This window comes from Pedobacter sp. UC225_61 (assembly GCF_044452285.1).
GTDB lineage: Bacteria > Bacteroidota > Bacteroidia > Sphingobacteriales > Sphingobacteriaceae > Pedobacter.
On the sequence record NZ_JBIOAL010000001.1, the window covers coordinates 2,000,526 to 2,013,712 of the forward strand.

General features: G+C 34.3%; 16 protein-coding genes. 13 read left to right on the forward strand and 3 right to left on the reverse strand.

Going from position 1 to position 13,187, the window contains the following annotated elements:
• Window positions 1-75 precede the first annotated feature (75 nt).
• The 13 genes from hemL to ACHMWN_RS09315 all read left to right on the forward strand — a co-directional run bounded on the left by hemL (window position 76) and on the right by ACHMWN_RS09315 (window position 10,228).
• On the forward strand, window positions 76-1,446 hold the full coding sequence (hemL, locus tag ACHMWN_RS09255; RefSeq protein WP_397300035.1) for a glutamate-1-semialdehyde 2,1-aminomutase: 1,371 nt from the start codon (window positions 76-78) through the stop codon (window positions 1,444-1,446).
• Window positions 1,446-2,312 carry a sensor histidine kinase gene (locus ACHMWN_RS09260; protein WP_372820377.1) on the forward strand — a complete coding sequence of 289 codons (867 nt, stop codon included), beginning with the start codon at window positions 1,446-1,448 and terminating at the stop codon, window positions 2,310-2,312. Before hemL ends, ACHMWN_RS09260 begins: the two co-directional genes overlap by 1 nt.
• Window position 2,313: 1 nt before the next feature.
• The gene (locus ACHMWN_RS09265) at window positions 2,314-3,021 is read left to right on the forward strand and encodes a response regulator transcription factor (protein ID WP_397300039.1); all 708 of its coding nucleotides are present in this window, start codon (window positions 2,314-2,316) and stop codon (window positions 3,019-3,021) included.
• The gene (locus ACHMWN_RS09270) at window positions 3,021-3,158 is read left to right on the forward strand and encodes a hypothetical protein (RefSeq protein WP_397300042.1); all 138 of its coding nucleotides are present in this window, start codon (window positions 3,021-3,023) and stop codon (window positions 3,156-3,158) included. Before ACHMWN_RS09265 ends, ACHMWN_RS09270 begins: the two co-directional genes overlap by 1 nt.
• A 16-nt stretch (window positions 3,159-3,174) precedes the next feature.
• Window positions 3,175-3,540: a hypothetical protein gene (locus tag ACHMWN_RS09275; protein WP_397300045.1), complete on the forward strand. Its 366-nt coding sequence runs from the start codon at window positions 3,175-3,177 to the stop codon at window positions 3,538-3,540.
• Between the two features lie 6 nt (window positions 3,541-3,546).
• Window positions 3,547-4,572 (forward strand): uroporphyrinogen decarboxylase, encoded by a 1,026-nt coding sequence (gene hemE / locus ACHMWN_RS09280; protein WP_397300047.1) that lies wholly within the window; start codon window positions 3,547-3,549, stop codon window positions 4,570-4,572.
• A 20-nt stretch (window positions 4,573-4,592) separates the two neighbouring features.
• Window positions 4,593-5,144: a CopD family protein gene (locus ACHMWN_RS09285; RefSeq protein WP_397300050.1), complete on the forward strand. Its 552-nt coding sequence runs from the start codon at window positions 4,593-4,595 to the stop codon at window positions 5,142-5,144.
• A 78-nt stretch (window positions 5,145-5,222) separates the two neighbouring features.
• Entirely contained in the window at window positions 5,223-6,350 is a 1,128-nt protein-coding gene (locus ACHMWN_RS09290) for a hypothetical protein (protein WP_397300053.1), read from the forward strand.
• 45 nt (window positions 6,351-6,395) lie between these two features.
• The gene (locus tag ACHMWN_RS09295; protein WP_397300056.1) at window positions 6,396-6,728 is read left to right on the forward strand and encodes a hypothetical protein; all 333 of its coding nucleotides are present in this window, start codon (window positions 6,396-6,398) and stop codon (window positions 6,726-6,728) included.
• A gap of 234 nt (window positions 6,729-6,962) precedes the next feature.
• Window positions 6,963-7,532, forward strand: coding sequence for an RNA polymerase sigma factor (locus tag ACHMWN_RS09300; RefSeq protein ID WP_397300059.1), 570 nt, complete (start codon window positions 6,963-6,965; stop codon window positions 7,530-7,532).
• Window positions 7,513-8,256 carry a hypothetical protein gene (locus ACHMWN_RS09305; RefSeq protein ID WP_397300061.1) on the forward strand — a complete coding sequence of 248 codons (744 nt, stop codon included), beginning with the start codon at window positions 7,513-7,515 and terminating at the stop codon, window positions 8,254-8,256. Before ACHMWN_RS09300 ends, ACHMWN_RS09305 begins: the two co-directional genes overlap by 20 nt.
• A gap of 30 nt (window positions 8,257-8,286) precedes the next feature.
• A complete protein-coding gene (locus ACHMWN_RS09310) occupies window positions 8,287-9,084 on the forward strand; it encodes an outer membrane beta-barrel protein (RefSeq protein ID WP_397300064.1) in 798 nt (265 codons plus the stop codon).
• A gap of 151 nt (window positions 9,085-9,235) precedes the next feature.
• Entirely contained in the window at window positions 9,236-10,228 is a 993-nt protein-coding gene (locus ACHMWN_RS09315) for an ABC transporter ATP-binding protein (RefSeq protein WP_397300067.1), read from the forward strand.
• A gap of 8 nt (window positions 10,229-10,236) precedes the next feature.
• Here ACHMWN_RS09315 and ACHMWN_RS09320 read toward each other — a convergent pair whose 3' ends face one another.
• The 3 genes from ACHMWN_RS09320 to ACHMWN_RS09330 all read right to left on the reverse strand — a co-directional run bounded on the left by ACHMWN_RS09320 (window position 10,237) and on the right by ACHMWN_RS09330 (window position 13,187).
• The gene (locus tag ACHMWN_RS09320) at window positions 10,237-10,644 is read right to left on the reverse strand and encodes a hypothetical protein (RefSeq protein ID WP_397300070.1); all 408 of its coding nucleotides are present in this window, start codon (window positions 10,642-10,644) and stop codon (window positions 10,237-10,239) included.
• 104 nt (window positions 10,645-10,748) lie between these two features.
• Complete coding sequence (gene ilvA, locus ACHMWN_RS09325) at window positions 10,749-11,993, reverse strand: threonine ammonia-lyase IlvA (protein WP_397300073.1); 1,245 nt, start codon at window positions 11,991-11,993, stop codon at window positions 10,749-10,751.
• Between the two features lie 33 nt (window positions 11,994-12,026).
• A complete protein-coding gene (locus tag ACHMWN_RS09330; RefSeq protein WP_397300076.1) occupies window positions 12,027-13,187 on the reverse strand; it encodes a 2-isopropylmalate synthase in 1,161 nt (386 codons plus the stop codon).

Genomic DNA, 13,187 nt, shown 5'->3' on the forward strand with positions numbered 1-13,187 from the left:
GTTCTAAGGTATACGTAATAAGTTGTAAAGTAATGCAAACTTAAAACGTAGAACTTACCACTTAAAGCTTAAAAAATGTTAGAATCATTAAAGAAAATATTTTCAGGAAATGAAGAAGAAATGCCGATAAATACAGGAAGTAAACCTGATATTAGTCGCGAGAAATCGGCAGAGTTGTATGCGAAATCGAAAACCTATTTTCCAGGTGGAGTTAACTCGCCAGTTAGAGCATTTAAATCTGTTTATGGAACACCATTATTTATTCAGAAAGGTGATGGTTGTTATATATGGGACGCAGATGGTAATCAGTTTATAGATTTTTGCGCAAGCTGGGGCCCTTTAATTTTAGGTCATAACAATGCTAAAATCAGAGAAAAGGTAATTGAAGTAATGCAGAATGGAATGAGCTTTGGCGCACCAACTGCATTAGAAAATGAATTAGCAGAGCTGATTATCAAGAATAATAAATATGTAGAAAAAATTCGTTTTACGAGCTCTGGAACTGAAGCAGTTATGTCGGCAATTCGTTTAGCTCGTGGCTATACAGGAAAAGATAAAATCATCAAATTTGAAGGTTGTTATCACGGCCACAGCGATTCACTTTTAGTAAAAGCAGGTTCTGGTTTAGTTACATTTGGAGAAACCTCATCGGCAGGTGTGCCTAAATCTTTTGCTGCTGAAACTATTGTTATTTCTTTAAATGATAAAAATGCAATTTCTGAAGCTTTTGAACAGTTTAAAGATCAAGTTGCTGCGGTAATTATAGAAGGAATTCCTGCCAATAATGGTTTGTTGATGCAAGATCAAGAGTATATTGAGTTTTTGCGACAAGCTTGTACAGAAAACAATGCTCTATTAATTTTTGACGAAGTAATTACTGGGTTTAGAGTTGGTATTGAAGGTGCAGCAGCACATTATGGCATTAAGCCAGATATTGTGACTTACGGAAAGATTATTGGTGGAGGTTTGCCAGTAGGAATGTATGGTGCTTCTGCAGAAATTATGAGTCGTATTTCGCCCGATGGCGGAGTTTACCAAGCTGGAACATTATCTGGTAATCCGGTAGCAATGGCTGCGGGAATTGCTACACTAACTGAATTATTACGCTCAGGTTTTTACAAAGATTTAAATGCAAAAACGCAAGAATTTACCGATAGCATTCAGCGTTTTGCAACTGCCAGAAATTATAAATTTAAAGTGTTTACAGTAGGTTCCATCTTTTGGTTTGCCTTTACAGATAAAGATATAAAAACAGCAGAAGATATTGATCCAACAAGCATGGAGAAATTTAAAGTAATGCACCGTGAATTGTTAAACAGAGGCATTTATTTAGGTCCATCTGGTTACGAAGTTGGTTTCGTTTCTGCAGCACATACAAAAATAGAACTAGAGAAAGCAAAAAGAGCTATTTTTGATGCATTGGATTTAGTTTTTAGAAAAGTATAATGAAAAAATCGATCCTCATATTTTATTTTTTACTACTCTACGCATTGTTAGAAATGTTTTGGTGGGGTTCGGTTGTAATTGATTTACAACCGCAAAAAATGGGGATGATAATGGGAGAAGGTTCAATTTTCATCTTCTTACTTTGCGTTGGCGCTTATTTTATTCATGCTTCTATTAAAAAGGAAGACAGATTAAAGGAACAGCAACAGAATTTTCTAATGTCAGTTACTCACGAACTGAAATCACCTTTGGCGGCTATAAAACTAAGTTTACAAACCATTGTAAAAAGAGATTTGGAAAAAGCTATGCAAACTTCTTTATTAAATAATTCGCTTAAGGATATTGAGCGCTTGGATGATTTAGTAGAGAATATGTTATTGGCTACGAAGATCGAAAGTCGTACGTATTCTTTCCCTAAAGAAGAGTTTGATTTCTCAGAAATGGTTACTAAAATAACAGACCGATTGCAAGTTCATTCGTGTGGTAACCAGCAGTTAATCAATACTAAAATAAAAAAGGGCATCAAATTGCTTGGCGATAAATTTGCTTTATCATCCGTAGTAACTAATCTGGTTGAGAATGCAGTTAAATATTCTGGTCCATGTGCCGAAATAGCAGTAGAGCTATGTCAAAATGACGGTAAGCCCTTTTTAACGGTTTCTGATAAAGGTCCAGGTATCCCAGATGGAGAAAAGATGCTTATTTTTGATAAATTTTACCGCGTTGGCGATGAAAATGTGCGCAAATCTAAAGGTACTGGACTTGGCTTGTTTATTGTTAAAGAGGTATTACAAAACCACGACGCTGATATTAGCGTAAAAGATAACGTACCGCAAGGTGCAATTTTTGAAGTAACATTTAATTGATATGCCACAAAAATTAAGAATACTGTTGGTAGAAGACGAAGATCATTTGTTAGATGCCATTAAATTAAATCTCGAATTAGAGGGTTATAAAGTTCATGCTGTTAAAGACGGTAAAACTGCGTTAAAAATCTTCAAAGAAGAACGTTTCAACTTGATTATTTTAGACGTAATGTTGCCAGAAATGGATGGTTTCCAGGTGTGTGAAACTATTCGTTTAGAAAATACTGAAGTTCCTATTTTGTTTTTAACCGCTAAAAATACGAGTGAAGACCGTGTAATGGGTCTTAAAAAGGGAGCTGATGATTATTTAGTAAAACCTTTCAACTTAGAAGAATTAATTCTACGCGTTGGAATTTTAGTAAAACGTAGCTTAAAAGCTGATGATTTAAAAGAGTTAAACTCTTATAAAATCGGTGATAAAACAATCTATTTTAACTCTTTTGAATTAAAACAAGATGATGGCGTTGTTGTGCCTTTAACTAAAAAGGAAACAATGTTGTTGAAGTTGTTAATTGAGCGTAAAAACGAAGCTGTTTCTCGCGAGCAAATTTTAGAAACTGTTTGGAATTACGATGTATATCCTTCAACAAGAACAATTGATAACTTTATATTAACGTTCCGTAAGTATTTTGAACCAGATCAGAAAAACCCAGTATATTTTCACTCGATAAGAGGAGTGGGTTATAAATTTACAGATAGTACGCATTAATGTATAATACTTGGAGTAGATATGCTTTAATGGCAACTTTTGCCCTTTCAGCATTGGTAAGTTTATATTACAATCAATACCAGTTAGCTGCAATAGCTGGTTTTCTTTTTGCTTTTATTTTATGGAGTCATTTTTAAGCATAGCTCGGTGTTATTGGCATCGAAACATTTTAAAGATGCAAACTATGATAAAGCAGAACAAGTATTAGCAGAAGTTAAAAATCCTGATCGTTTAGCTAAAAATCGTCGAGGATATTATGAATTTATGAAAGCTAATATTGCTTTGCAAAGAGAAGATTTTGAAACAGCAGAGTTTCACTTCCAAATTGCAAGTCGTTTCCCATTAGGCGGTAAAAATGATAAAGCGTTTGTAATGATACATTTGGCTAATCTCGCTTTGCGGAAAAAAGATAGTGAGAGAGCAAAAGCATACATAGAGAAGGCGAAAGAGTTGGCTACAACATCAAGAGCTAAAGAAATTATAAAAATTATAGAGAAAGAAGCCAACGGTTTGGCCTAATAAAACATGAAGAATAACTTATTTTTAGACGCTGCAAATTCAAAAGCTACAGAACGCCCACCAGTTTGGATGATGCGCCAAGCTGGTCGTTTTATGCCACAATATTGGGAGATTAAAAACAAATATTCATTTTTAGAAATGTGTAAAAACCCAGAAATTGCTGCTGATGTTACTATGTTGCCAGTTGATTTATTGGGTATTGATGCAGCCATTTTATTCTGCGATATTTTGGTAACTGGAGAGGCAATGGGAGGCGATTTAAGTTTTACTCAAGGTATTGGTCCAAAATTCGCAAATCCTCTTCGTACTGCTGCTGATATTGATAAATTAGAAACTGATGTAGTAGACAGATTGGAATATGTTGCCGATGCGATTAAAGTTATTCAACAACGTTTGGATGGTAGTATTCCTCTAATTGGGTTTGCTGGTGCTCCATTTACTGTAATGAGTTATTTGGTTGAAGGTGGTTCATCAAAAGATTTTAAATTAACTAAGTTGTTGATGCACAATCACCCAGAATTAACACATCGTTTATTGGCTAAAATTGCAAAAGTAACTACCGATTATTTGAACTTACAAATTGCTGCTGGCGTAAATGCTGTTCAGCTATTTGATAGCTGGGCTTTGGCTTTATCTTGGAACGATTATAAAGAGTTTTCTCATCAATATAACCAACAAATTATTGCTGGTCTAAATAGAACAAATGTCCCTGTGATTTCTTTTTGTAAAGGGAGTTCAGTTTTTGCGCCCATTATGGCTGAAGCAAAACCTGATGTGATTTCTGTTGATTGGAATGCAGATCTATTGAATATTAAAAACGCTTTACCTGCGGGAATTGCTGTGCAAGGAAATTTAGATCCACATATTTTATATGCAGATCAACCAGTTATTAAAAAACATATTCATCAATTGTTTGAAAGAATGCGTGGTACAGAAGGTTTTATCTTTAACTTAGGTCATGGTATTATGCCAGATATTCCTTTTGATAATGTAAAATATGCCATTGAAGTAGTAAAGGAATTTCGATATTAAACAAAACTCTTTTTTTGAGTATGGAAGAATATTACGAATATTTTAAAGCAGTTCATATCATTTTCGTCGTAAGTTGGATGGCTGGATTGTTTTATGGCGTTCGATTGTTTATTTACCATACCGAAGCTAATGATAGACCAGAATTAGAAAAAAATATTCTTCAAAAAGAATTCACAAAAATTGAAGGTCGCCTGTGGAACATCATAACCATTCCAGCAATGTGTTTAACGATTTTGGCTGGTGGTTTAATGTATTACACTCACTTCGACTTTTTAGTTACTCAAAACTGGATGTGGGTAAAAATTGCCTTTGTAATTTTACTCATCCTTTATCATTTCATTTGTCAGAATATAATGAAGCAATTGAGAAAGGGAATATTTAAATATTCTTCTAATCAGTTGCGTTTATGGAATGAAGTAGCGACTATTTTATTGGTCGCGATTGTATTTACAGTAATCTTAAAAAGTGCAGTTAACTGGATTTATGGGCTACTTGGTTTAATTGCGTTTGCAGTAATTATTATGATGGCTGTGAAGATTTATAAGCGTTATAGAGAAAAAAAAGGCGAGTAATTTAGCGAGAAAGATTGCCACGTCGTTCCTTCTCGCAATGACGATATCGGCTAAAATTGCGAGAGTTTAAATTTAGATATGAAGAAACAATTATTAGCAATCTTAATTACATTATTTGCTTCTTCAGCAATGGCTCAATTTAATAATGAAGCAATTTTTAATCGTATTCGTCCTGCAGATAGTTTAGATAAAGAGCTCCATTTCAATTTTTACAATTTCAATTACGTTCGTAATTACGAATATTCTAATAAATTTCACGACGGTTACACTTTATACGGTACACAAATAGAACCTCAATTGGTGTACTATGCGAATCCGAATTTGGCAATTACTGCTGGCGCTTATTTGCGTAAAGATTTTGGTAATGAAGGAATTTATGATGCAAAACCTCTATTTAGCTTAAAATACCATAAAAGAAATCTGACTTTAGTATTTGGAAGTTTAGAAGGAAACATTCAGCACAATTACATTGAACCTATTTACGATTTTGAACGAAAAATAACTACACCAATTGAATATGGAACTCAATTATTAATTGACAGAGAGAAATTCAAATTAGATAGCTGGATTTCATGGCAAAAAATGATTTACAAAGGTTCTCCAGAAAAAGAAGAAATTGTTGGAGGGCTAAGTACAGAATCAACTTTGATGCAAAGAGATGGTTGGAAACTGAGTATTCCTGCTCAATTTTTAGCGTACCATCAAGGTGGTCAAATTGATGTGTTAAAAAATATTCCAATAAGTACTTTGTTTAATGGTGCTGCTGGATTTAAACTGCATAAAGCAGTCGGCGATAAAGTAAAAGAAGTTTTTACTGATAATTACATCGCTGTTTATAAAGATTTTTCGCCAACAAAAGTTAGAGCATACCAAGGCGGTTTTGGCTTGTGGTTAAATGCTGGTATAGACACCAAATGGGGAAGTTTAGTTGCTTCGTATTGGAAAGGAAATAAGTTTCTTACTATTAAAGGAATGCCGTTGTATCAGTCGGTTTCTGAAAACTTATACGATGTTGGTTTTAAACAAAGTAGCAGAAGTATTTTAGCAGTTAGATACGCTTATCAGAAACAGTTAATTCCTAATTTGTATTTAGATGTTCGCTTTGAGCCACATTTTGATTTAGGAACTCCAGACGCTGATTTCCAGTTTAATCATTCTTTATTTTTAACCTATAAGGAAGATTTTAGAATTTTTAAAAGGAAATAGGCAAGAAGTCTGAAAGTTGGTTTGCTATAGATAATTGGATATGTTTTGCTACTTGCAGTTAACAGTTTCTTCTATGCAGTTAACAGGTTCCTTTATGCAGTTGATGGTTTACTCTATACAGTTAATAGTTTCCTTCATGCAGTTGATAGTTTCCTTCATGCAGTTGATCGTTTACTCTATGCAGTTGATGGTTTACTCCATGCAGTTGGCAGTTTCCTTCATGCAGTTAATAGTTTCCTTCATGCAGTTAATAGTTTCCTTCATGCAGTTAATAGTTTCCTTCATGCAGTGAGTAGTTTCCTAATTGCAGGTGATTTTAGTTTCTTAAACCAGATAGTAGTGGAAATACTTTTTGGTGTAAAGTGCTTTGATGGTTGAATGTGACACTGCCAAAAAGATTGTAACGAATAGCGGGACTACAGAATCTATAAAACACTACCATTCATTTTCAAAACAATAATAAACATTAAGAAGCGAAGGAGCATTAAGTCTTAGTTTATCTTAATGGCTTTAAATCGTATTTTTAAGCCGTGAAATTTACAAATAAAAAAATATTTGCAACCCCTTGCAACCTTTTACCTCTAGGGCTCATCTACCCTATACAAACAACAAATGAAGGTGACTAAAACATATACGATTGATGACTTACTGGAAGGCTGCAAAGCTGGCGACAGGAAAATGCAAGAAATGCTGTACAAGCAAACTGCATCGAAAATGTTAGCCGTTTGCATGCGCTACGCCAAAGACCGTATGGAAGCTGAAGATGTTTTACAGATGGGCTATGTTAAAATTTTCCAGAAAGTTAAAGATTATCGAGGCGATGGATCTTTTGAAGGTTGGATTAGAAGAATAATGGTAAATACCGCAATAGAAAGTTATAGAAAAAACTTGCGAGCATTAAATGTTGTGCCTATTGAAGATGCGTATGAGCAACCATCAACAGGTTTTGATTTTAGCAGTTTAGGTATGCAAGATTTAATGAAAGTGATACAAAAATTAGCAGACGGTTATCGAATGGTATTTAACATGTACATTATAGAAGGATATTCGCACAAAGAAATTGCAGAAACATTAGGTATCTCGGAAGGTGCTAGTAAATCTCAATTAAGTAGAGCGAGAGCAATATTGCAACAAGAAATTATTAAAATGGAGGGCTTTGGTTATGCAACACATACCGGATAAAGAATTCGATAATTTAATTAGGAATAAATTTGAGGATGCAGAAATTGAACCATCTGCAAATTTATGGGCTACTATTGAACAACAGTTGGAACCAAAACGTAAACGCGTTATTCCGATCTATTGGATGGCAGCCGCAAGTGTAGCTATTGCAATTACTGCATTATTGGTTTTTCAAAAAACAGAAAAAATTCAATTGCATGGTGATGATACTGTTGCAACTGTTGTAGAACCGACCAAACAAGATGCGGTAATACCAACTACTGAAGTGCCAGTTATACCTGTTTCTGTAAAAGAAAGCAATTCAACATCTTCAGCAGTAAAAACTCAAAAAGTGCAGTTATTAGATCGCACACCATCAGAAAATAATTCGGAAATTATTTTAGCAAGCGTGCAACCGAAAACAATAACTGATCGTCTACCTATTAAAGCTGCTGATGCCAAGCCATTAGATGTAATAGAAAGAGAAGTTCCTATAGAAAATAATGAGGTAGTAATTGCTAAAGTTGAACCTCAGAAAGAGGAAGGCCAAGTAATTACAGAAACAGAAAATACTACCGAACGTAGAGGAATTAGAAATGTTGGCGATTTAGTAAACTACGTAGTAGATAAAGTTGATAAGAGAGAAAAGAAATTGGTAAGGTTTAATACAGATGATGATGATAATTCATCGCTAATTGGAATAAACATTGGCTTTTTAAAATTGAATAGTAAAAAACATAAATAGAACACACATAAACCAAACAAACATACACAAATGAAATCTTTAATTTTAACAGCAGTTTTGGTAAGCGGACTTACCTTTCTGGCAGGCTCAGGTGCTAGTGCACAACAAGATAGCGTAAAACGCAAAAAGTTTGATATCAACTATGGATTAGGTATTAATATAGGTGGTAAAAAAGATAGTACAGGCAAAATTGATCAAAATAAGGGTCGTTTTGTTGGAGGAATTACTTTTACTCGTTTAGATATCGGTTTCTCTAAATTAATTGATAACGGAAGTTTTTCATTGTCGCCAGCAAATCAGTTTTTAGACTACAAAGCTTGGAAAACTAGCCACCTTTCATTTGATGTTTTACAAATGGGATATAGATTTAACTCAAACTTTAAAATTTATGTAGCTGGTGGTTTCGATTGGACTTTAATTCGTTTGAAAGACAACATTACGATGCAAAAAAATACAGCTGATTTAACCTATATTAATGAACCTATTATTTTTAGTAAAAACCGTTTTTCTAGCAGTTATTTACATATTCCTTTAAATTTTGAATTAAGAACTAAGGAAAACAATAAAGGTAGACGTTGGTATTTAATTGCAGGTCCTGAAGTAGGTTTCTTGTTAAATGGAAAAGTAAAACAGATTAGCGATGAACGTGGAAAAGAGAAATTTAAAGATGATTACAACTTTGCTCCATTCCGTTATGGAGGTACAATAAGAGTGGGTACTAATGGATTAGCTTTATTTGCTAAATACTATGCAAGCGATATGTTTGATAGTACTCCGCAAAAAGGTTTGAAAAACATGGCATTCGGTTTAACATTTGGATTAAACTAGTCCAAATAGATAAATTACTAAAGCAAACACACACAACACACAAATACAACCTGATCCTGCAGACGAAAGTTTGCAGGATTTTTTGTTTCTAATCAGATATAGAATCAACTTTCGGACTCCATAACTTCTAGACTTTCTCTATCTTTACGCTGTGAATGAGCAGATAATCACCGTTAATAATCTAACAAAACAATACCAGCAAACTCAAGCATCGGGTATTACAGACATTAATTTTTCTATAAAAAGAGGAGATATTGTTGCCATTATAGGCGAAAGCGGTAGCGGGAAATCAACTTTGTTAAAGTGTATTTATGGTTTGCTTAAACCGGATGCTGGCGAGGTTTTGATGAACGATAAAAGGGTGAAGGGACCAGATGAACAGCTTATTCCTGGTAATGCTGAAATGAAAATGGTTACTCAAGATTTTTCACTCAACATTTACGCTAAAGTGTATGATAATATAGCTTCTATGCTTTCTAATACCGATATAAAAGCGAAAGAAACTAAAACTTTAGAAATGATGGAGCATTTGCACATCACTAAACTAAAAGATAAAAAAATAATTGAGCTTAGTGGGGGAGAACAGCAACGTGTTGCAATAGCCAAAGCATTAATTAGCAATACTAAGGTTTTGTTATTGGATGAGCCTTTTAGTCAGGTTGATTCATTATTGAAAAATCAATTACGAGCAGATATTAAACGGTTAGCAAAAGAAACTGGACTGACCATTATTTTGGTTTCTCATGATCCAACAGATGGATTATTTCTCGCTGATCAGTTGTTGATTTTAAAACAAGGACAGCTTTTACAAAACGATAAACCTGAAACAATTTATCAAAATCCTTCGGATTTATATACTGCTCAAATTTTAGGAAATGCAGTTATTTTATCTAATGATGATGCATCACAATTAGGGATTAAAACTACAAAACAGCATGTCGTTTTTTATCCAGAATGGGTAGAACTAAAAAGTACTTGGCAAAGCCGACGTTTTGAGGTAAGGGAAGTGTATTACAAAGGTTTTTACGATGAGCTTTTACTAGAACGAAATGGCGTAAAAATTAGAGCCTTACAATTGAATAGTGGAGAGCACAAAAAAAACGACCACGTTCAAGCGAACATTGGTCGTTTTTTAGAGTTTTAATCAATTTTTTATTGAGCAGATTCGATAAGCACAATTTTAACTCGTGTTCTAGTTGTTGGTTTTATCGGTGCAGTATCTTGATTGTCGGAACTTTGAATATCTATTTCAATTGATCCTTGTCTGATCACATAACTATAAGCATCTACATTGTATACAAAAGGTAATTGTTCGTAGGTGTTATTATCACCTCTAGAAATATAAGTTAAAATACCATCGTCTTCAAAAGTTCTAGGGTCAATTCTACTCTCGTTAATAACAGCGTAATAGGTTAATCCATCACTACTTAATTGCCATTGATTAGGCTCGATGTATTTAATAATTGTCAAATTGTTCGCACTTTGAACAATAGTGTCTTTTTTGCAAGACGCCAGACCTAGTGAGGCGATGCAGATTAGGAGTAAAGTTAGCTTTTTCATGTTGTGTGTGTGTTTTGCAATTTATAATGCAAAACTTTTGCCAAATTTTACACACGGTAAAAGCTCAAGCGTTTTTTAACTATTGATCAAATCTGCTTTAAAACTTACACCAGATATTCAAACAAAGTTTGATCCTGATTTAGCTCAATGATGTCGAATTTAAAGGTTTTCATGCGACTTACTAATCCTTCATAATCCTCTCTATCTTTAAGTTCGATACCTACCAAAGCTGGGCCATTTTCGCGTTCTGTTTTTTTTATGAATTCAAAACGGGTAATATCATCATGAGGGCCTAAAACTTCATTTACAAAAAGTTTTAAAGCCCCTGGTCTTTGCGGAAAACGAACAATGAAATAGTGCTTTAATCCTTCAAAAAGTAAAGATTTCTCTTTAATTTCTTGCATCCTTTCGATGTCATTATTCCCACCACTTACAATGCAAACTACTTTTTTACCTTTAATTTGATCTGCACATAAATCTAAAGAAGCTACTGCTAATGCACCGGCAGGTTCGGCTACAATTGCATCTTCGTTGTATAACTTTAAAATGCTTGTGCATACTTTTCCTTCTGGAATAAGCATAATTTCATCTAAAACTTCTTTACAAATAGGATAAGTTAATAAGCCAACAGCTTTTACAGCGGCACCATCAATAAAACGATTAATTTGATCTAATTTTATAGGTCTGCCAGCTTTAAAAGCGGCATCCATGGAAGGAGCACCTTCTGGTTCAACACCAATTAATATGATATTTGGATTAGTTTCTTTTAAATATGTTCCAGTTCCAGACGCTAAACCACCACCACCAATTGGCATAATTACCACTTCTGTATCTGGCAAATCTTCTAAAATTTCTACACCAACTGTTCCTTGCCCTTCTATCACATGATAATGATCAAAAGGAGGAACGAAAGTCATTTTATTTTCTTCAGTAAATCGTAAAGCTTCAGCTAAGCAATCATCAAAAGTATCTCCAACTAAAACAATATCTATCCACCCATTGCCAAATAAAGTAGTTTGACTTACTTTTTGTTTTGGTGTAATTTCGGGCATGAAAATGGTGCCCTTAATTTTTAATTTTTTACAAGAATAAGCAACACCTTGCGCATGATTACCCGCACTTGCACAAACTACCCCATTTTGAATTTGGTCAGCAGGAATTTGACTCATCATGTTATATGCACCACGCAATTTATACGAACGGACTACTTGTTTATCTTCTCGTTTTAAATAAATTTCTGCTTGGTATTTTTCCGATAACCGTTGATTAAATTCTAAAGGTGTGTGTAAGACAGTGCCCTTCAGTCTTTCAGCTGCTGCTAAAAAATCCAATGTATATGTTGTTGTCATTATTCTATTCTTATCGTCTTGCGACGTAATCTATTAAACTAAATGTAAAGCTACTAGCTGATTTAAATCGTGGTCGTCAATGCCTTGCTTACTGTCTGCCAAAACCAAAAACTGTTTGTAAACGATATCTAAATTGTCTTTATCCAAAGTATGACCTAATCTATCTAAGTGATGTTTTAAGGCATGGCGACCACTTCTTGCTGTTAATACAATTGCAGCTGATGGGAAACCAACATCTTCTGGTTTAATGATCTCATAATTTTCTCGGTTTTTTAAGAAACCATCTTGGTGGATACCAGAACTGTGAGAAAAGGCATTACCACCAACAATAGCTTTGTTGGGTTGAACAGGCATGTGCATTTGCTCGCTTACATGTCTGCTAATGTTATAAAAACCTTGTGTATTGATATTGGTATGAAGATTTAAACTTTTGTGTGTTTTTAAAATCATCACCACTTCTTCCATTGAAGTATTACCGGCACGTTCGCCAATGCCATTAACAGTACATTCAACTTGACGAGCACCATTTTGCAAACCAGCAATTGAATTTGCTGTTGCTAAACCTAAATCATTATGGCAATGCACAGAAATGATAGCTTTGTCTATATTCTTTACGTGTTCTTTTAAATACAAAATCTTAGATCCGTATTGATCTGGCAAGCAATAACCATTCGTGTCTGGAATATTTACAACTGTTGCTCCAGCGGCAATAACTGCTTCAATCATTTTTGCTAAAAACTCAATATCTGCTCTGCCCGCATCTTCAGCATAAAATTCTACATCCTCCACATATTTTTTAGCATATCTCACCGCTTCAACCCCACGCTCTAAAATATCTTCACGAGTACTGTTGAATTTCGTTTTGATGTGCATATCGCTCGCTCCAATTCCTGTATGAATTCTTGGTCTTTTAGCAAAACGTAAAGCATCTGCAGCAATATCGATATCATTTTTATTTGCACGTGTTAATGCACAAATAATTGGATCCTTTACAGCTTTTGATAACTCAATTACACTTGTAAAATCACCAGGACTTGATACCGGAAATCCAGCTTCAATTACATCAACCCCTAAAAATTCGAGAGATTTTGCGATTTCTATTTTCTGATTCGTATCTAATTGGCAGCCTGGAACCTGCTCTCCATCACGCAAGGTGGTGTCAAAAATGTAAACTTTATTAGGATCGTGTATCAT

What these genes read in the sequence shown, in the direction of transcription:
- hemL (WP_397300035.1), top strand. Translation starts at nt 76, where the DNA reads ATGTTAGAATCATTAAAGAAAATATTTTCAGGAAATGAAGAAGAAATG.
- ACHMWN_RS09260 (WP_372820377.1), top strand. Translation starts at nt 1,446, where the DNA reads ATGAAAAAATCGATCCTCATATTTTATTTTTTACTACTCTACGCATTG.
- ACHMWN_RS09265 (WP_397300039.1), top strand. Translation starts at nt 2,314, where the DNA reads ATGCCACAAAAATTAAGAATACTGTTGGTAGAAGACGAAGATCATTTG.
- ACHMWN_RS09270 (WP_397300042.1), top strand. Translation starts at nt 3,021, where the DNA reads ATGTATAATACTTGGAGTAGATATGCTTTAATGGCAACTTTTGCCCTT.
- hemE (WP_397300047.1), top strand. Translation starts at nt 3,547, where the DNA reads ATGAAGAATAACTTATTTTTAGACGCTGCAAATTCAAAAGCTACAGAA.
- ACHMWN_RS09285 (WP_397300050.1), top strand. Translation starts at nt 4,593, where the DNA reads ATGGAAGAATATTACGAATATTTTAAAGCAGTTCATATCATTTTCGTC.
- ACHMWN_RS09290 (WP_397300053.1), top strand. Translation starts at nt 5,223, where the DNA reads ATGAAGAAACAATTATTAGCAATCTTAATTACATTATTTGCTTCTTCA.
- ACHMWN_RS09300 (WP_397300059.1), top strand. Translation starts at nt 6,963, where the DNA reads ATGAAGGTGACTAAAACATATACGATTGATGACTTACTGGAAGGCTGC.
- ACHMWN_RS09305 (WP_397300061.1), top strand. Translation starts at nt 7,513, where the DNA reads ATGCAACACATACCGGATAAAGAATTCGATAATTTAATTAGGAATAAA.
- ACHMWN_RS09310 (WP_397300064.1), top strand. Translation starts at nt 8,287, where the DNA reads ATGAAATCTTTAATTTTAACAGCAGTTTTGGTAAGCGGACTTACCTTT.
- ACHMWN_RS09320 (WP_397300070.1), bottom strand. Translation starts at nt 10,644, where the DNA reads ATGAAAAAGCTAACTTTACTCCTAATCTGCATCGCCTCACTAGGTCTG.
- ilvA (WP_397300073.1), bottom strand. Translation starts at nt 11,993, where the DNA reads ATGACAACAACATATACATTGGATTTTTTAGCAGCAGCTGAAAGACTG.
- ACHMWN_RS09330 (WP_397300076.1), bottom strand. Translation starts at nt 13,187, where the DNA reads ATGATACACGATCCTAATAAAGTTTACATTTTTGACACCACCTTGCGT.